Source organism: Mycolicibacterium wolinskyi, assembly GCF_002101965.1.
Classification (GTDB): domain Bacteria; phylum Actinomycetota; class Actinomycetes; order Mycobacteriales; family Mycobacteriaceae; genus Mycobacterium; species Mycobacterium wolinskyi.
In genome coordinates, this window is record NZ_LQQA01000029.1 from 131,388 (window position 1) to 150,058 (window position 18,671).

Consider the following 18,671-nt stretch of genomic DNA (forward strand, 5'->3'; position numbering starts at 1 on the left):
TCGCTCGTAGCCGGGCAGACCGATACCACGTCCGCTCAGCGCGCGGGCGGCTAACCCAGTACGAGCGACAGAAGAGGCGGCAACTGGTCGGCGACGACCGGATACGACAGTGGCGACGCGAACGCGATCGCGCCCGCGAGCTCCTTGGTGGTGAAGACGTTGCGGTCACCCAGGGTGGCCTTCAACTGCGCGATCGTGGGATCGGCGAGCAGGGCGTCGCGCTCCTGGTCGCTTTCGGTGGTCCAGATCAGTACATCGGCGGTGTCGAGCACGGATGCCCACTGATCGCGCGGTATGAGGGCGGGCACGTCGGGGGCGGTGAGGCCCATCTGTGTGAGGAACTCGGTGCGCCACCCGGGTGGCCGGGCCTGCAGGCTGTCGCGATACAGCGTGCCGCCCAGCAACACCGCCTTCTTTCCGGTGAACTGCGGGTTGTTGGACGCCACGGCCGCGAACTTCTCGTCGACGCCCTTGATGAGTCCCGACATCTCGTCGTTCTTGAACACGGCCTGGCCGATGATCGTGGCCTGGTCTTTCCAGGGTTCGAAGAACGCGTCGCGTCCGGACTGCGCGATGGTCGGCGCGATCGCGGAGAGTTTGGCGTACGTGTCGGCATCCAGGCCGGCGTTGGTCGCGACGATCAGATCGGGTTTGAGCGCTGCGATCTGGTCGACCTGGACGCCGTCGGCGAGGCTCAGCACGGTCGGCTGAGCGCCTGCCAGTTTGGGCTGGGCCCACGGCCACACCGCGAACGGTTCACCACCGAACCAGTCGGTCACCGCGATCGGGACGACGCCGAGGGCGAGTAGATCGTCCTGCTCGGTGAAGCCGGCGCTGACGACCCGCTGCGGTGGCGCCGGGATCTTCGTCTCGCCGAAGATGTGGCGAACGGTCACCGATCCGTCTTTGGCAACTTCGCCGGGCTTTTGCGAACCACACGCGGCAACGAGCGCCATCCCGGCGGTGACCGCCAGAAACCCACGCCGTGACAAGGTTGTCGGCACTTCGCCAGATTAACTGTTACCCGGTCGTGAAGGTGCCGAAGAGCACCGCGGCGAGTCCGAGTGCGACGACGATGTTGACGATCGTCGCCGATGCGAACACCGCGACCGGTCGCCAGCCCGCTTCCCGCAGACCCCGAAGCGAGAACTCGAGTCCGATGGAGACGAACGCGAAGATCAGGAACCAGGTGCGCAGGTCGTTGACGGTTGCGATCGCCGCCTTGCCATCGCTCGCGTACTGCAGATACAGCGTGCCGATGATCGATGCGGCTATGAAGCCGAGGACGAATTTCGGGAAGCGGTCCCAGAATTCGTGGGCGGACGGTCGCGCGTCAGCGGCCGATCTGCGCTCAACCTTCAATGCGAAGTATGCGGTCAGTGCGATCGCCACGATTCCGATGAGCGCGTTCTGTGTGGTTTTCACGATCGTGGCGATCTGTAGCGCCTCCTCGCCGGCGAGCGCGCCCGCAGCGGCGACTGCCGCAGTGGTGTCGATGTTGCCACCGATCCACGCGCCTGCCACGGCATCAGACAGCCCGAAGACGTCCGCCAACCACGGCAGCAGGAAGATCGATGGCAGCGCGAAGGCGATGACAAGCGACGCGGCGTACGCCAACTGTTCCTTTTTCGCCTGTACCGCTCCCGCGGCGGCGATGGCCGCGCTGACGCCGCAGATGGACACCGCGGATGCGAGTAGGGCCCGCAGTTTGTCCTCCAGGCCCAGCTTGCCGCCCAACCACCACGTGAACCCGAATACGATCGAAATCAGCAGCAGTGCTTGGATGATCGCCGGGCCAGCGGCGGTCACGAGCACTTTGAGGTTGACCGAGGCTCCCAGCAACACAAGACCGGTCTTGATGAAGAACTCGGTGCGGAAGCCTTGGGACAGTGCGTCGCGCAACGCGAGCTTGGCGAGAACGGCATTTCCGACGAGACCCAAAGCGATTGCGTAAACCGGGAACTCGATGGACTTGGCCACCTTCGCGAACGGTGTGCTCTCAGCCCACTGGGGCACCTGGGCTTCGAGGAAGCGTGTCGCCGCGCCGAGTGCGACTACGAGAAGTACGCCGGCGACCGCGTATCCGACTCCGAACGATCGTTCCGTTGACCGCTCATCGGTGCGCTGCTCGGTCACGGGATCACACCGCCTGGAATGGCTCCGGCCAGTATCAGTGCCAGCAGGGCAAGGCCGACTAAAACGGCCAGCCAGTCCTCGTTCACGCGCGACACGCTAGGCGCCGAAACGCGGCGCGGGAACGGTTGCGATCAGGGCGAATCGATCTAGGGCGTGAGCGCGTGTGTCAGCGCCGCCCGTGCCGCGCCGTCATCGCCGTCGATCTCCGACCTGTCGAGGAGGTCGATCCGTTTCCACAGGCCGAGGTAGAGCGTGGCGGCGTCGGAGGTCACCGTCGCGACCGGTTCCCCGTCTCCGAGGGTCCATTTGTCGCCAGTGTCGTTGGCGCAGAACTGGATCGGTGTGGCGATCGGTTCGGTGCGGCCGAATCGGACCTGGCGTGGATAGAACACCGACAGCACCTCGTCCACCCCGTCGGCGGCGAACGCCGGATCGAATAGGAGCGGGTCGCTTCCCAAGGCGGTGATGAGGTCCACGCGATGTATCGCGTGCTCGTGCGCTTGGCGGCGGCCCCAGAACCCGGCCAGCCGGGGCGGCGGCCCGAAGTTCCAGCACGCTTCCTCGGGGCTGATGGCCCGCATCGCGGTCAGGTAATCCGGGATGCCGTCGACGAAATCGGCGACGGCCCGCGTCGGGTCGGCGGCCGGTTCACGCTCTTGCGCCACCTCGCGGGTGCGCAGGATCTCGCGGACCCAGCCCTCGACCGACCACAGATGGCCGAGCAGGTCGGCGACGGTCCATCCCGGGCACGTGGGAACCGGTCGGCCGAGGTCACCGCCCTCGGCCAGCGCGACTGCTTCTATCGCCATCAGGTCGGTGTGCAGCCGGCTCAGAAACTCGTTGTGGTCCACCCGTGCAGATTACGGTTCGGCCAGTCCCCGTAGCAGCACGGCAAGGCCGAATTCGAACGCATCGTCGGCGCGCGCGGGCTTGGGCGCGCCGGTGGCCAACGCCGCCGCGAGCTCGGGTCCGACTTCGGCACCCGATTCCCAGGGTTCCTCCGGCGCGGCGAGGTCCAGCGCGGAGCCGAGGACGTAATTGTCGAACATCGTGATGATCCGCAGGGTGTCGGCGGGATCGAAACCGGCCCGGGCCAGCGTGACGGCAAGCGCGTTGTACATCGTGAACGCCTGAGTGCTGTTCACGGCGTAGAGGGTGAGCAGCGGTATCAGCCGCGGATAGCGAGCAAAACTGCGCCGGTATGAGCGCATGACATCGGCCACGATGTCGGCCCAGGGCCGGTCGGCGTCGATATCAGGCAGATCCACGTCTGACATCGCGCGCTCGCGCAGGAGCTCGACGATCTGTTCACGCCCGGACACATGGTTGTACAGCGACGACGGGCTGACCTTGAGCTTGCGGGCCAGCTCCGGGATGGTGAACCCGCCGGTCGCGCTCACCAAATCCAATGCTGCAGAAGCAATCCGGTCTGACGACAGGATCGGTATCGACGGACGTCCCATGGCCGGTTCCCCCTAGTTTTCGTCCCACCGCTTTACAACACGGTGGTCCTCATCACACAATAAACGAACTGCATTCGTTTTAGGAGTCTGATGATCACCCTGACGGCCACCGCGCCCGAACCGCTGTCGCGTACCACTGCGTCTCAGCGGCCGCCGCTGCGAGTAGGGCTCGTGCAACACCGTTGGCGCCCGGACGCCGACGAGCTGGCCAAAGTGCTGCGTGAGGGCATCGACCGCGCCGCAGGCGCGGGTGCCACCGCGGTGTTTCTTCCCGAGATCACGCTGTTGCGCTACCCGGCAGATACGCCGGCGGGCCCCAACCCGGGCGACCACGCCGAGGATCTGACCGGCGGGCCGACCTTCGCGCTCGCTGCCGAAGCCGCGCGCGCCAACGGCATCTTCGTGCACGCATCGCTGTATGAAAAGGCGCCCGCAGCAGACGGTCTCGGCTACAACACGGCCATCCTGGTCTCGCCGTCCGGCGAACTCGTCGGACGCACGCGCAAGATGCATATCCCGATCTCGGCGGGTTACTACGAGGACACTTACTTCCGGCCCGGCCCAGCTGACGACAATCCGTACCCTGTCTACAACCCCGAGGGCCTGGGTGCCCGCCTAGGCATGCCGACCTGCTGGGACGAATGGTTCCCCGAGGTGGCGCGCAACTACTCGCTGGGTGGTGCGGAAATCGTCGTGTATCCGACCGCGATCGGCTCGGAGCCCGTGTTCCCCGCGTTCGACACCCAGCCGTTGTGGCAGCAGGTGATCGTCGCCAATGGAATCAGCAGCGGCCTGTTCATGGTGGTGCCCAACAGAACTGGCGACGAGGGCACGGTCTCCTTCTACGGGTCGTCGTTCATCTCCGACCCGTACGGCCGCGTCCTCGTGCAGGCACCGCGCGACGAGGAAGCGGTACTGGTCGCCGATCTCGACCTCGATCAGCGGCGGGACTGGCTCGAGCTGTTCCCGTTCCTGCTCACGCGTCGCCCCGACAGCTACGGACCGCTGACCGCACCGGTCGACCCGTCCCGTCCGTACGGCGCCGGCCATGCGGCCACCGCGGTCGTCAAATGACCCGATACGTCATGGCCGCCGAGGGCGTGCCGCAGGATCGGGTGTGGATGGCCTTTCCCTGTGAGGGCTACTCCCTGGGTGACACCGAGCAGGAGCAGCACGAGGCACGGTCCACCTGGGCTGCGGTCGCACATGCGATCGTCCAGTTCGAGCCGGTGACGATGCTCGTCGACCCCGCCGAGATGAACGCTGCGAAACAATATGTGTCCCAACAGGTCGAGCTGGTCGAAGCGCCACTGAACGACGCCTGGATGCGCGATATCGGCCCGACCTTCGTGCACGCCGCCGACGGATCGGTGGCCGCGGTCGACTGGGTGTTCAACGGGTGGGGCGGCCAGGACTGGGCGCGCTGGGATCGCGACGCCAAGATCGGCGCCACCGTAGCGGAGCTGGCCGGGGTCGAGTTGGTGCCATCGCCCCTCGTCAACGAAGGCGGCGGTATCCAGGTCGATGGTGAGGGCACCGTACTCGTCACCGAGACTGTGCAATTGGATCCCGGCCGCAATCCGACGGCCACCAAGGCCGACGTCGAGGCGGAGTTGGCGCGCACCATCGGCGCGACCGATGTGGTGTGGTTACCGCGGGGGTTGACCCGCGACAGTCAGCGGTTCGGAACGCGTGGACACGTCGACATCGTCGCGGCCTTCACTCAGCCGGGTCGGCTTCTGCTGCACACCCAGCAGGACGAACAGCACCCGGACAACGTGGTGTCCAAGGAGATTCGGTCCGTTCTCGAGGACCGGTTCGACGTCGTCGACATGCCGGCTCCCGCGACTCTCACCGACGCCGAGGGGTACGTCGATTACAGCTACATCAACCATCTGGTGGTCAACGGTGGCGTGATCGCCTGCAGTTTCGACGATCCACGTGATGCCGACGCGGTGGCGATCTTGGCCGAGCAGTACCCGGGCCGGGAAGTGGTCAGTGTCGACGCCCGCCCGCTGTTCGCGCGTGGCGGCGGAATCCACTGCATCACCCAACAACAACCATCCCCGATAACCACCCGGAGTTAGTGTGAACGCGCGTAATGTGCCGACCGTGCTCGACACGGCGGCCACCCTCTTTCATGGCGGAACCATCTGGACGCCCATGACGACGCCGACCGATGCGCTGTTGATCGCCGACGGCGTGGTGCGGGCGATCGGGGAGCAGGCCAAGGCGCAGCACGCTGACAATCACGTCGATCTCGACGGTGGCTTTCTCATGCCGTCGTTCGGCGACGGGCATGCGCATCCGCTGTATGGCGGTCTGGAATCGGCGGGCCCGCCGGTGCGGCAGTGCCAATCGATCGACGAAATAGTGCTGGCCGTCAAGGAATACGCCGCTGCCCATCCCGAGCAGGAGTGGATCGTCGGCGCATCGTACGACGGGAGCCTGGCGCCCGGCGGCTTGTTCGACGCCCGGTGGCTCGACGCCGCCGTCCCGGATCGCCCGGTTGTGCTGCGGGCCTGGGACTATCACACCTTCTGGGTCAACTCGGTGGCGTTGCAGCGGGCCGGTATCACGGCCGACACTCCCGAACCGGTGCTCGGCGAGATCCCGCGCCGCGAGGACGGCTCACCGCTCGGCACGTTGCGCGAATGGGGTGCCACGGATCTGGTCGCGGCGGTGATGCCCGCCCGTGACGAGGCCGTGCGCGTCGGTGCTCTGGGTACCGCGGCCGACTATTACCTCGCCCACGGTGTGACGTGGGTGCAGGACGCCTGGGTCGAACCCGCCGACGTCGACACTTATGTCGCCGCGGCCCAGCAGGGTGCGCTGCGCATGCGGTTCAATCTGGCCTTCTATGCCGATCCGCGCCATTTCGATTCGCAGGTCAAGCAATACGCGGCGGCCCGGGACCGCGTACAGGCGGCCGGGTCGCCGTTGCTGACCGCGCAGACGGTGAAGTTCTTCGCCGACGGCGTCGTGGAGAACGAGACCGGTGCCCTGCTGGCACCGTACTGTTCGGGCCTGCACAACCACGGCATGCAGTTGTGGGAGGGCGATTCGCTCGCCCAGGCGGCGCGCCGGGTCGATGAACTGGGCATGCAGATCCACATTCACGCGATCGGCGACGCCGCGGTGCGCCAGGCCCTGGATGCCATCGAATACGTTGTGCGGCAGAATGGTCCGCGTGACCGCCGCCCGGTCATCGCGCACGCGCAACTGGTGGATGACGACGACATCGGCCGGTTCGCCGAATTGGGCGTGATCCCGAACATGCAGCCGTTGTGGGCGCAGATGGATGCGTTGATGACGGTGCTCACCATCCCGCGCCTCGGGCCGGAACGGTCCGACAAGCAATACCGGATGCGCACGCTGGAGAACTCCGGCGCGGCACTGGCTTTCGGCTCGGACTGGCCGGTGTCGTCCGGTGCACCGCTCGACGGCATCGCCGTCGCGGTCTCCCGGCGTACTGCCGAAGGCGATCCGGCGGGTGGCTGGACGCCCGATGAGATCTTGCCGATCGAGCCTGCCCTCGCGTCCTACACCGGCGCGGTTGCGTTCCAGGCATTCGCCGAGGCGGACTGGGGCCGGATCACGCCGGGCGCGAGTGCCGACCTGGTGTGGCTGGACCGTGACCCGCGCACCGTGTCCCCGCTGGAGTTGCCTGCGGTGCAGGTTCGTGCGACCTATTTGCAGGGCCGCCAGGTCTATTCGGCCGCGGATTGAGAGGAATGACATGTCGAACACCACGGAGGTGACCGAGGGGCAGTTGCGCCGGGCGCTCGGCCTGCCGTCATTGGTCTTGTTCGGTCTGGTGTACATGGTGCCGCTCACGGTGTTCACCACCTACGGCATCGTCACGCAGACCAGTGGCGGACGCCTTCCGCTCGCCTACCTGGTGACTTTGGCGGCGATGGTGTTCACCGCGCGCTCCTACGCCAGGATGGCCGTCGCGTATCCCGTTGCGGGGTCGGCATACACGTATACCCAGAAGTCGTTCGGCGCCCCGGTGGGTTTCCTCGCCGGCTGGTCGCTGATGCTGGACTATCTGTTCTTGCCGATGATCAACTACCTCGTCATCGGCATCTATCTGGAGGCCGCGTTCTCGGCCGTACCGGCGTGGATCTTCATCCTCATCGCGATCGCGATCGTGACGGTGCTCAACATCGTCGGCATCGTGTCGGTGGCCCGCGCGAACTTCGTCATCATCGCGATCCAGGCGATTTTCATCGTCACGTTCCTGGTGCTGGCGTGCTCGAAGGTGTTCGGCCTCGGCACCGTTGACCTGGCCGCGCCGTTCACCGGCGACGGTACCGCGCCCGGGTTCAGCCCGATCTTCGCCGGTGCGGCGATCCTGTGCCTGTCGTTCCTGGGCTTCGACGCGGTGTCGACCCTGTCGGAAGAAGCCAAGGACCCCAAACGGACTGTCCCGCAGGCCATCATGATCGCCACCGTGGTGTCGGGCCTCATCTTCGTCGTGCTGTCCTACCTCGGGCAGCTCGTCTTCCCGTCCAACGAGTTCGCCGATGTGGACTCCGGATCCCTCGACGTGATGGTGACCGCGGGTGGTCAGTTCCTCGAAACCTTCTTCACCGCCGCGTATGTGGCAGGCGCACTGGGGTCCGCGATCACGTCGCAGGCCTCGGTGGCCCGCATCCTGTACGCGATGGGGCGTGACGGCATTCTGCCCCGATCGATATTCGGCTACGTATCACCGCGGTATTCGACTCCGGTGTACGCGATCCTCGTGGTGTCGGTGGTCTCGTTGCTGGCCGTCGTGATCGATCTGGCCACCATGGCGTCGCTCGTCAGTTTCGGTGCACTCGTGGCGTTCTCGGTCGTCAACCTGTCGGTCATCAAGCATTACTACGTCGACAAACGCGAACGGACGGGAGCGCAGGTGATCGGTAGTCTGGTGTTGCCGCTGATCGGCTTCCTGCTCACCGTGTGGCTGTGGACGAGCCTGTCCGGTCTGACCCTCATCATCGGTTTGTGTTGGCTGGCAGTGGGATTCGTGTGGCTGGCCGGGGTCACCCGCGGGTTCCAGCAACCGACCCCGGTGCTGGACATGAAGGAGTAGACCCCGGCCGGCTACGAGTGTCAGGCCACGTTCAGCGTGACGTCGACGTTGCCGCGGGTGGCCTTCGAGTAGGGGCACACCTGGTGTGCATCGTCGACGATCGCCTGCGCGGTCTCGCGATCGACGCCGGGGATGGTGACGTTGAGCCGCGCCTGAAGTGAGAACGCCCCGTCGGTGTTGAGAAGATCGACTTCGGCGTCGACGGCGGTGTCGGCGGGCAGCTTCACATTGTGCTTACCGGCGGTCAAGCCCATGGCGCTGAGGAAGCACGCAGACCAGCCGGCGGCGAACAGCTGCTCCGGGTTGGTGCCCGAACCATTTCCACCCGGCGGGGTCAACTGGATGTCGAGGTTGCCGTCCGAGCTGTAGGACTCGCCCTGACGTCCACCAGTGGTGTGGGTCTTGGCGGTGTAGACGACATTCTCGGTCTGCGTGGCCATGTTGGTCTCCTGTTCATCTTTTAGTCGGATCCGATTGAATCGGATGCGTTAGACATTAACACCGAAACCCGCGATGTCAATCCCATCCGATTGAATCGGATCCGATATAATATGGGTGTGACAACCAAGAGTCCGCGCTTGGCCGACTTCATGTGCTTTGCGATCTATTCGGCGAACCTCGCCTACGGCAAGGCGTACAAGCCCATCCTCGAGCCCAAAGGCGTCACGTACACGCAGTACATCGTGCTGGTCGCCTTGTCCGAAGAGGATCACCAGACGGTCGGCAGCCTCGGCGAGAAGCTGTTCCTGGAGTCCAACACCTTGACCCCGATCCTCAAGAAGCTCGAATCGCTCGGTTATGTGACGCGCCAACGAGATCCGAAAGACGAACGCCAAGTCGTCATCAGCTTGACCGACGCCGGCCGCGCGCTTCGCGAACAGGCGCTGGAGATGGACCTTGTCGCCGCGACCGGGCTCTCGCTCGACGAACTCAAGACCATGCAGCGCGGTGTCGCGGCACTACGGGACAACCTGCGTAAGCACGTGCAGGAAGGTGCCGCTACTCCGGAATGACGAGGACGGGCGTGGTGGCGTGCGCGACGACCGCTGCAGCCACGCTGCCTTCGAGGTGTCCCAACAGCCCGCTGCGCCGGTGCGGTCCGATCACGATGAGGCTCGCGTTGTGTTCGTCAGCGGCCTTGACGATGCCCTTCCACGTGGGTGCGCCTTCGACGGCAACACTGCGGGCCAAGAATCCGGCCGCGCCCGCGAGGTCTGCTCCGTGCGCAGCCGTCCGCGCGGCCGCCTGCCGCACCTCGGTCGCCTTGTCGGCGTCGAAATGTATTCCGCCGGTTGGCGTGAAGCCGACATCGACGGGCTGCCAGACACACACCACGACCGCGTCACGCCGAGGCGCGAGCTGGGCTGAGGCCTGTCTGATCGCACATGCGGCGCGTTCCGTTCCGTCGTAGGCGAACAGCACGGGGCCCGCCGAGGTCGACGTGGACCGGCGTTCCGGAACGAGGAAGGTTGCGGCCCGTTCGGCGGGGATCGTCGGCGCCGGGAGGCCTCGACGGATCCGTGCGAGAAGCGGTGGCGAATACCACGCCGGCGACTCGCCGTCGAGGAAGCGATCGAGATCGGGCGTTTGGGGCCGCGCGCCGCTGAGCGCGTAGACCGCCACACCGAACAACGCGCCGCCGACGGCGAGGTCGAAACCGACCCACAACGCATCCCCGGTACCTGCCGTGAGACCGCCCGACGCGTTGACGGCGAAATGCGCGAAGATCGGCGCGACCATGAACGCGGCCACCGCCCGCAGCAACTCGATGATCGCGAAGACACGCTGAAGGCTGTTGGACTGCAGCGAGAATCCGGCGACGAACAATGCCGGTGCGACCGTGGCACCCAGCGCGAGGCCGGTCAGTGCGGATGCGATGAGTGCCAACGGCTGATTGGCGGGCAGCGCGAGCCGGAAGACGACGATCCCGGCGGCGAGCAGTGCCATGCCGACCAGTGGCAGATAGTGCATCGCACGTCGCGTGATGACGAAGCCGAAGACGAAGGCCATGACGACCGCGCCACCGAGCTCGGGCAGATACAGCAATCCGACCTGCACCGGGCTGTAGGTCTGCAGGAACACCCCGGCCGTCAGAGCCGTCGCCGCCACCGAAGCCGCCGCGGCGAACAGGGCCACGCCGACGCCGGCGACCGGGATGGCACTGGTGAGCATCGTCCGGATGGTTAGCAGCGGCCGACGTGCCTTGAACTGGTAGATAATCAGGACCACGATCAATGCCAGGCCGCCGAGCATCGGCACCGTGACCGCGGGGTCGGAGAAATCGTGGCTGGTCAGTTGTGAGGCACCGATGAAGGCCGCGGCACAGCCGACCGAGGCCAGGCCGATCGCCGTCAGGTCACGCGGCGCGTCGAGGTCGGCGGGCGGTGCGTCTTCGAACGTCAATGCCGCCATCACGAGCGCCAGAAGCGCGATCGCAGCCACAACCCAGAACAGCGGTCGCCACGAATTCGCTTCGGCCTGAACGCCACCGATGAACGGGCCGAGGGCGACGGCCCCGAACACGCACATGTTCATGATGACGGCGGTGTGGCGAAGCTTGTCTCGCGGAAACCCGATGGTCAGCGGCGGTGCCGCGGCGATCAGCAGCATGCTGGTGGCCAGGCCCTGCAGTATGTGGCCGCAGACGAACATGACGCCGTTCTGCGCCGACGCCGCGATCACCGAGCCGATGACGAGAACCACCGCATACAGCAACAGCATTCTGCGTTGCGGCAAGTGTTGGGCGAACTGGACGGCCAGCACCGTACCGACCGCGTACGCGGCGTTGCCCAGACCGGAACTCAGGCTCATCGCCTGCTCCGACATGTGCAGTTGTTCGCAGATGATCGGTACCAGCGGGTCCAGCGCGGCCGATAACGCCAGGTAGGGGATCAATGCGAGGGTGACCATGGTGGCCACTGCGGGATAGCGACCGGCGAGGGGGCCTTGGCGCATCAGCTGCGCCCGGTGTGGGTGGGAAGGGGTGTGCGCACGTGTCCGTGAAACGACCAGTGACGTGACCGCTATTCCATTTTTCGCGACAACATTCCCGATGTGGGCAGTGTTACGAAAACGTTTCGGACGGTGGACCTTTCAACAAGTTCACAGCGAACTGGCAGGAAATTGTACGGTTTACGGATTCAGCCGGATCTTGAGATGTTCGCCGGATCGTGACATGGCGGCTGCGTATCCGTCGGTGGCCTTGTCCAAAGGCAGTGTGTCGGTGAATATCCCGTCGACATCCAGCCGGCCGGCCTGCAGCAGCGGAATCAACTCCGGCCACGTCTGCTGTACGGGCGCGGTCGTCAGCCGGATGGTGAGGCTGCGCAGCAGGCACGCAAGTGCGGGTAGGGGGTAAGGCTGCAGGTCATGCACGCCCACGATCGACACCGTGCCGCCCGTGCGTACGGCATCGAGCGCGTCGTTGATCGAGCTGTCGGTGCCGACGGCGTCGATGACCGCATCGACACCGAGCCCACCGGTGGCTTCTCGGATCTGCTGCGCGGACGGCGCCGTGATCCCTTTCGCGCCCCAGGCTTCTGCCCGCTTGCGCCTGGCCTCGACCGGATCGACCGCGAAAACCGTTGCCGCGCTGAGCGTCAACGCGCTACGCAGCGCGCACATGCCGACCGCGCCCAATCCGATGACGGCCACCGTGCCACCGATGGGGATGTCGGCCCGTTTCGCCGCGGCCCAACCGGTGGCCAGGTTGTCGGTGAGCAGCAGGGCCTGTTCGGTGTCGATGCCGTCGGGCACGGTCAGTAGCTGGAAGTCGGCAGCGGGCACCGCGAGCAGTTCTGCCTGTGCGCCGCCGAGGATGCCCGAGCCGAAGATTTGCGGTCCTTGTACACATTTGATCGGGTCGTGGGTCGCGCAGCCTGCGCACCGGCCGCAACCGGCGACCGAGGACACCAGCACTCGGTCGCCCCTTTTGAATCTGGCGACGTCCGAGCCGGTTTCGACGACCGTGCCGACAGCTTCGTGGCCGAGGGAGACTGGGTCGGCGATGGGGTAGTGGCCTTCGAGGAAGTGCAGGTCTGAACCGCAGATCGACGCGGCCTCCACCTGGACGACTGCGCCATCCGGGCCGGGCAGTGCCGGGTTGGGCCGGGTGTCGACGTGGATCTCACCGGCGTTGTCGACGACGACCGCGCGCATCTTCAGGCCTCCATGATGAAGTCGGACCAGACGGGTTCATTGATGGCGGAGCGGTATTCGCTGAGCCGCCATGGGCTGACGGTGTGAATCTCCCCGTCGGCGTTCTTGAAGTACGAGTGCTTGATCGACGGGTGTGCCCACACGGTCTTGCGGATCTCTTCTTGAGAACGCTTGTGCCAGGCTCTCGTCGGCTCTTCGCGTGGTTCCATGGTTTTCAGCCCGTTGGTGACGAGATGTTCGAGGCATTGGTTGATGTAGCGCATCTGCAGTTCCGAGTTGAGGATGAGGCTGCCGCCATGCGCCAGATGCGTGCCGGGGCCGTACGTCATGAAGAAGTTCGGGAAGCCCGGCACGGTGATGCCGCGGTACGCGTACGGCCGCCGTCCCCAGAGCTCACGCAGATCGATGTCGTCGCGGCCGGTGATGGTCATCGGGAACAGCACGTCGGTGGCGCGAAACCCGGTGGCGTACACGATGATGTCGACGTCGTAACGGGCGCCGTCTTTGGTGACGATGCCCGTCGGGGTGATGCGTTCGATCGGCGTGCGGATCAGGTCGACGTTGTCGCGCTTGAGGGTGCCGAGCCAGCTGCCGTTGTCTTGCAGGGTGCGCTTCCCGGTGGCCGGGTAGTCCGGCAATACTTTCGCCAACAGGTCGGCATCGTCGCCGACCTGGGTGGTGATCCAGTCGGTGAACATGAGGCGTGCGACGGCGTTGATGTCGCTGACGGCGTTGCCCTGGTCGGCGTAATTGGGGTCGACGCGGGCGGCGTCGAGGCCTTTGTCGGCGCCCGGCCACAACAGCAGAAACCGGTACCAGCGGCCGTAATACGGCAGATGCTCCATCGCCCACCGGACGCCGTCGTGGACCGGCTCGTGGTACATCGGGTTCGGGAACATCCACTGGGCGGTGCGCTGGAACACCGTGAGGTGCTCGACCTTGTCGGCGATGGCCGGGGCGATCTGAAAGCCACTCGCCCCCGCGCCCACGAGGGCAACGCGCTTGCCCGTGATGTCGACGCTGTGGTCCCACGCGGCGGAGTGAAACGACGGGCCGTCAAACGTTGCCGCGCCGGGGAATTCGGGGATATGCGGACGGTTGAGTTGGCCGACTGCGGTGATGACGGCGTTCGCGGTGTAGGTCTGGTCGTCGGTGGTCACGGTCCACGCATCGCCGTCCCAGCTGACCGAGCGGACTTCGGTATTCCATCGGATATGCGGCTCGAGCCCGTGGCGGTCGACGACGTCACGGAAGTACTGACGTAACTCGGGCTGCTCGGCGAAGAAGTGGTCCCAATGGTTGCTGGGTTCGAAGCTGTAGCAGTAGAAGTGGTTGGCCACATCCACGCGGGCACCCGGATAGCTGTTCTCCCACCAGGTTCCGCCCGGGCCGGCGTTCTTCTCCAGGATAGTGAACGGGATGCCGGCTTGCTTGAGCCGTACCCCGGCCAGCACGCCGGATTCGCCGCAGCCGATCACGATCACGTGGAAGTCTTTGGCTTGCTCCGGGTCGAGCGGGTTCGGGCGCCGCGGGTCGATGCCTTCGAGGTCGAGTTCCTCCAACGCCAGGGGAAGATTGTCGTCGTCGACCTGCTCACACGCCGCCCAGTCCAACATCTCTTTCACGAGTTCGGCCGGCAACGGATCTGGCACCGGACAGCCACGGTCGCGGTAGTCGGCGATCACCGGCAATGCGGCCGCGCGGGCCCTGGCTTTGTCCTCTTCACTCATGAAGCCCTGGACCTCATTGAGAAACAGCCCGGCCTGCTTGAACTCCCGGATGAACCGCGGATCACCGGAGATGTGCACGAGCGAGAGCAAGAGCGTCGGGATGCTGACATCCTGCAACGCCGCCTCGATGTCTGCATCCGACGTGGTGAACGGCTGGCCGACATGGAAACTCCGGGTCACAGGCGGTTACGCTACTCACCGTAGCGATATGTGACAAGGGACCAACATGTTCCCAACAACCGACGCCCGCACAGCGAGCCGATGCCCGATACAGCCACACATATCGAGACAGCATCTGAGCGGTCCAACGATCTCTAGATGTAAGACCCGTAGTTACGACGTCACGCCGAGAGGCTTCTCGGAGAATGGGTCACTCATCGAGCAGTTGTTTCACGCTGCAGCTGTGCGAATGCATGCGGGTCTGCCGCACCTACAGGCGACATCTTGCCCTGCTCTACCCGCTGAGTTCCAGTCGCGTAGCTAACTGATCTCCGTAAGGGTGTCGTGGGTGAACGATAGTTCGCACCCCGCTCGAATACCAAGTCATCAGACCTCTCCGTTCAGTCAGGCCGTGTGGCCGGGTTCCAGTCGTGACGACGTAGCTACTTGGGGCCGGGGCGGTGCATGCCGCGTGGGGTTCCGGCATCCTTCAGCGACGTTCGCCGAGCCCGGCTTCCCGGGCCCGTACGATCGCCTCTGATCGGTCGGCCACATGCAGTTTGGCGAAGACGTTCGACACGTGATTGGCCACCGTCTTCGGTGAGATGACCAGCCGCCTGGTGATGACGGCGTTTCCGTGGCCGGCTGCGATCAGCTCGAAGTCGATCCACCTCGACGTCGAGTGCTGAGCGACCGCTCGCGTCAGACCGTGAACCCGAGCGCCCGCAGCTGCTTGCGGCTGTCGTCGGCGCTGGGTACGGCCCAGGCGCTTCGCGGCACGGCTGCGACGCCGAAGGTTGGTTCGCGAATCGTGTCTCGCTGACCGGGCTGACGCCGCGCTTCATCACGGCCGAAACCGACTATGGCACTGCCGAATTGTCCAGGGGGTGTGTCACCCGGCTTGGCGTTCGATCCGGTACACCGAAGCCGGTGGAAGGTTGCGTGGCGTCCAGCCGATTCGTGTAGCGCGTAACCGCAGTGCTGCAAGAAGTTTCGGTTGGACGGGGCAGGTCGGTCCGTAGGTGAACTGGTAGAAATGTCCCTGCGGTCGAAGTACCGATACCGCCGTCGCGAGGACTCCAGCGACAGCATCGACAGACATGGACAACAGCGGCAGGCCACTGATAACGGCATCGATCTCTGTGCGATCGATCAGCTGCCATGAGTCGGTGGCGGCATCAGCGCATACGACGTGGAGGTCCGGGAATCGCGCGTTGAGCCGGTCGGCGAACTCGGCGTTGGCTTCTACCACGGTCAGGCGGGATGACGGCACGCCGCGCGCGAGGAGAGCGTGAGTGAACACGCCGGTGCCGGGTCCGAGTTCGACTACGCGATCAGATGCGGCGATGTCCTTGGTCATCAGTCGAGCCAAGGCAGGGCTCGACGGCACGATCGCCGCGGTGCGCAATGGGTGTCGCAGCCAGGCGCGGAACAGGGTAGCCGCGTCACCGTGGCGGGCGGTGCTATTAGCATCGGCGCGACGGCCGGCCGATGTGTTTTGATTGCTTGGGTGGCGATCGGGTAAGCGGCGATGAGTTGCGCCATGCGAGTCGTGGGCAGATGCCGTTTCGCGAAGTGTCATGCTGTTATTGGAATCTGCGTTGCAGGGCGCTACCAGGGACCGGTCAGTCCGTGGATAGCATCTCCCGCCCTATCTGGTCACTGTTGTACCCCGACCACCGCGTAAACAAGGCTACTGGTAACCACCCCGCGCATCGCTTCTCCTGACAGTGTAGTCCGCATCAAAGTTCGTCTCGCACAACGGAATGCGTTCGTGTCAAGCCAGGCGGACCGCGCTACGAACCCCCGAGCTGTGAGAGTCATGTCGAGCGAGACGTTTTGGCAGCCCCCACCCAATACCGACTGCTAGCGGAAGTGACGGGATTGTTCGCGCGAGCACGTGGTCACCTTCGTGATCGCGACCATCGTGAGATCAGGACGACCCCATTGATCTCATGACGGATCCGGCATGGGTTGTTATACATCGCTTCGGCGAGTGTGAGGGTAGTAGGTCGACGATCGGGGGTGTCCCACTCCCTGGATGTTCGACCCGATCTCAACGACAATGGGCACATGGATCAACCTCAGCTCGCCGAATTCCTCCGTAGCCGGCGCATGGCACTGACTCCTGAAGACATCGGGTTGACCAGCGGCCTGCGACGTCGCACCAGTGGACTTCGTCGCGAGGAGGTCGCGTCCCTGGCAATGATTTCCACTGATTACTACTCCCGAATGGAGCAGCAGCGCGCTTCACAACCATCGGTGGAGGTGGTGGCCTCGTTGGCCAAGGCGCTACGCCTCTCGCTGGACGAACGTGATCACCTGTTCCGACTGGCAGGACACAATGCGCCTGCGCGCACCCCGGTCGGCACCGAGGTCAGCGCGGCAATGATGCGCATAGTGGATCGACTACAGGACACGCCGGCGCAGGTGATGTCGGCATTGGGGGAGACTCTGGTCCAAACCCCACCTGCCCGCGCACTTCTCGGCGACGAGACAAGGTACGACGGACTGTCCCGTAGCGTCCTCTACCGGTGGTTCACCGACGAGGCCGCGCGCAGCGTGTATCCGATCGAGGACCATCCGAAGGTCGGGAGGTCTTTCGTCGCGGGTGCCCGCATCGCATACGTCCGGGACGGAGCGACATCCCGAGCGGCGCAGGTTGTCGACTCGCTACTCCAGCGCAGCCCAGAGTTCACAGAGCAGTGGGCGCAACATGATGTCGGCCAATCTCACGAGCTGGAAAAGCGGATTGTGCACCCGCGGTTGGGCGTTCTCGATCTTCAGTGTCAAGTTCTCCACGATGTAGCGCACTCACACACGTTGCTCGTGTTCACCGCCGACCCCGCGACTGAAAGCCGCGCCAAACTCGCAGCACTCTGTGCCGCACCACACGAATACCAGCGGGACGCTCCCACTGCTGTCAGTCCTACCGAAGTGCCGGCCCGACGTCAGGATGTCAACGGCAGGTCGTGAATGATGTGGCGTATCAGCAGTTGAATTGGTGGTTGCCGATGACCGTCAACAGCTGCAACGTTGTTTCATCGGCTGAACCCGGAGCCGCGTGGTAGATGACAACCCGCTGGCTACGGTCGGTCAGGGTAAGGACCTCGCGCTGCAACTCGAGTGGACCCAGAGATGGATGGATGAAGCAACGCGGCTCGATGGTGAACGGTTGCTCTCTCAGGTCCTCACGCCTCCATATCGTCGCGAATTCCGAACTGCGACTGAGTAATACGATGATCAGATCGGTCACGGACTGGCTGACTCGCGTACTCGATTGTGCACGTCGCAGGTCGGCCGCGATCTCCACACTGATCGTGCGGTGATCGATCGGCGCGTAGCGTTGCCGCTCGCCGGGGTCGAGGAACCAGCGGTAGTAACCGCTGCGGGCCCGCCCGGTATGCCTGCTCAGGTCTCCGATCAGCGATTTGGAAGCTCGTGTCTGCCAGAGAACCTCGCCTATCGGACCAACGGAGTGTGCGGGCGTGTCGGCGAGCCTGTCGAGCAACAGCATCACTCCCGGATCGACGTGCGTGAAGGCATCATCGTCCCCCGCGGCATAACCGGCTGCCGCGAACAACGCGTCACGTTCCTCGCGCGTGAACCGAAGGCCCCGTGCAATGCCGGCCAGGGTGGCGGGCGACGGACGAGGTCCGGTCGCTCTGTCGCCTCGGGACCGTTCCAGCCGGCCGTAATAGGTGGTCGATATCGAACAGAGCTCAGCGACTTCTTCGCGACGAAGCCCGGGAGTGCGCCGTCGCCTACCACGGGCTAAGCCGACGTCCTCTGGCTGTAGAGTTCGGCGCCGCGCTCGTAGCAACTCTGCCACGCGGCCGAGATCGACATCGAGGGACATCACGTGTCGATGATGCGGCCCCTCGCCGACACATGGAAGGACCTGCGTATCCGCGGATCCGCCATCCGTGGACGCCGACAGGG

16 protein-coding genes and 1 pseudogene are annotated in these 18,671 nt (G+C 65.0%); 6 read left to right on the forward strand and 11 right to left on the reverse strand.

Annotation, left to right across the window (positions count from 1 at the left end):
- Nucleotides 1-50 precede the first annotated feature (50 nt).
- The 4 genes from AWC31_RS21820 to AWC31_RS21835 all read right to left on the reverse strand — a co-directional run bounded on the left by AWC31_RS21820 (nt 51) and on the right by AWC31_RS21835 (nt 3,599).
- Complete coding sequence (locus tag AWC31_RS21820; RefSeq protein ID WP_085146060.1) at nt 51-1,004, reverse strand: ABC transporter substrate-binding protein; 954 nt, start codon at nt 1,002-1,004, stop codon at nt 51-53.
- 16 nt (nt 1,005-1,020) lie between these two features.
- A complete protein-coding gene (locus AWC31_RS21825) occupies nt 1,021-2,136 on the reverse strand; it encodes a YeiH family protein (protein ID WP_085146061.1) in 1,116 nt (371 codons plus the stop codon).
- Between the two features lie 146 nt (nt 2,137-2,282).
- A complete protein-coding gene (locus tag AWC31_RS21830) occupies nt 2,283-2,987 on the reverse strand; it encodes a maleylpyruvate isomerase family mycothiol-dependent enzyme (RefSeq protein ID WP_085146062.1) in 705 nt (234 codons plus the stop codon).
- A gap of 9 nt (nt 2,988-2,996) precedes the next feature.
- Nucleotides 2,997-3,599, reverse strand: a complete 603-nt coding sequence (locus AWC31_RS21835) for a TetR/AcrR family transcriptional regulator C-terminal domain-containing protein (RefSeq protein ID WP_085146063.1) — start codon at nt 3,597-3,599, stop codon at nt 2,997-2,999.
- A 90-nt stretch (nt 3,600-3,689) separates the two neighbouring features.
- On the opposite strand from AWC31_RS21835, the gene AWC31_RS21840 reads away from it, so the two are divergent.
- The 4 genes from AWC31_RS21840 to AWC31_RS21855 are packed head-to-tail and all read left to right on the forward strand — an operon-like array spanning nt 3,690 to nt 8,682.
- Nucleotides 3,690-4,673, forward strand: a complete 984-nt coding sequence (locus tag AWC31_RS21840; protein WP_067848088.1) for a nitrilase-related carbon-nitrogen hydrolase — start codon at nt 3,690-3,692, stop codon at nt 4,671-4,673.
- Nucleotides 4,670-5,686 (forward strand): agmatine deiminase family protein, encoded by a 1,017-nt coding sequence (locus AWC31_RS21845; RefSeq protein WP_085146064.1) that lies wholly within the window; start codon nt 4,670-4,672, stop codon nt 5,684-5,686. The genes AWC31_RS21840 and AWC31_RS21845 overlap by 4 nt, the downstream gene beginning before the upstream one ends.
- 1 nt (nt 5,687) lies before the next feature.
- On the forward strand, nt 5,688-7,328 hold the full coding sequence (locus AWC31_RS21850; protein WP_085146065.1) for an amidohydrolase: 1,641 nt from the start codon (nt 5,688-5,690) through the stop codon (nt 7,326-7,328).
- A 10-nt stretch (nt 7,329-7,338) separates the two neighbouring features.
- Nucleotides 7,339-8,682, forward strand: a complete 1,344-nt coding sequence (locus tag AWC31_RS21855) for an APC family permease (protein WP_085146066.1) — start codon at nt 7,339-7,341, stop codon at nt 8,680-8,682.
- 20 nt (nt 8,683-8,702) lie between these two features.
- Here AWC31_RS21855 and AWC31_RS21860 read toward each other — a convergent pair whose 3' ends face one another.
- Nucleotides 8,703-9,122, reverse strand: coding sequence for an organic hydroperoxide resistance protein (locus AWC31_RS21860; RefSeq protein WP_085146067.1), 420 nt, complete (start codon nt 9,120-9,122; stop codon nt 8,703-8,705).
- A 117-nt stretch (nt 9,123-9,239) separates the two neighbouring features.
- On the opposite strand from AWC31_RS21860, the gene AWC31_RS21865 reads away from it, so the two are divergent.
- Nucleotides 9,240-9,695 (forward strand): MarR family winged helix-turn-helix transcriptional regulator, encoded by a 456-nt coding sequence (locus tag AWC31_RS21865; protein WP_374214034.1) that lies wholly within the window; start codon nt 9,240-9,242, stop codon nt 9,693-9,695.
- Here the strand turns inward: AWC31_RS21865 and AWC31_RS21870 are convergent.
- From AWC31_RS21870 to AWC31_RS21890, 5 genes and pseudogenes are all read right to left on the reverse strand, one after another.
- Nucleotides 9,682-11,637 (reverse strand): MFS transporter, encoded by a 1,956-nt coding sequence (locus AWC31_RS21870; protein WP_085146069.1) that lies wholly within the window; start codon nt 11,635-11,637, stop codon nt 9,682-9,684. The two genes, AWC31_RS21865 and AWC31_RS21870, sit on opposite strands and share 14 nt — an antisense overlap.
- Nucleotides 11,638-11,814: 177 nt before the next feature.
- On the reverse strand, nt 11,815-12,840 hold the full coding sequence (locus tag AWC31_RS21875; protein WP_085146070.1) for an alcohol dehydrogenase catalytic domain-containing protein: 1,026 nt from the start codon (nt 12,838-12,840) through the stop codon (nt 11,815-11,817).
- 2 nt (nt 12,841-12,842) lie between these two features.
- A complete protein-coding gene (locus AWC31_RS21880) occupies nt 12,843-14,750 on the reverse strand; it encodes a flavin-containing monooxygenase (RefSeq protein ID WP_085146071.1) in 1,908 nt (635 codons plus the stop codon).
- Nucleotides 14,751-15,219: 469 nt separating this feature from the next.
- A pseudogene (locus AWC31_RS37920) lies at nt 15,220-15,387 on the reverse strand (response regulator transcription factor); the annotation flags it as partial.
- A gap of 234 nt (nt 15,388-15,621) precedes the next feature.
- Nucleotides 15,622-16,311, reverse strand: a complete 690-nt coding sequence (locus AWC31_RS21890; RefSeq protein WP_085146072.1) for a class I SAM-dependent methyltransferase — start codon at nt 16,309-16,311, stop codon at nt 15,622-15,624.
- A gap of 491 nt (nt 16,312-16,802) precedes the next feature.
- Here AWC31_RS21890 and AWC31_RS21895 point away from each other — a divergent pair, with 491 nt between their 5' ends.
- The gene (locus AWC31_RS21895) at nt 16,803-17,705 is read left to right on the forward strand and encodes a helix-turn-helix transcriptional regulator (protein ID WP_085146073.1); all 903 of its coding nucleotides are present in this window, start codon (nt 16,803-16,805) and stop codon (nt 17,703-17,705) included.
- Between the two features lie 13 nt (nt 17,706-17,718).
- On the opposite strand, the gene AWC31_RS21900 is transcribed toward AWC31_RS21895, so the two are convergent.
- Entirely contained in the window at nt 17,719-18,588 is an 870-nt protein-coding gene (locus AWC31_RS21900; protein ID WP_085146346.1) for a helix-turn-helix transcriptional regulator, read from the reverse strand.
- Nucleotides 18,589-18,671 lie beyond the last annotated feature (83 nt).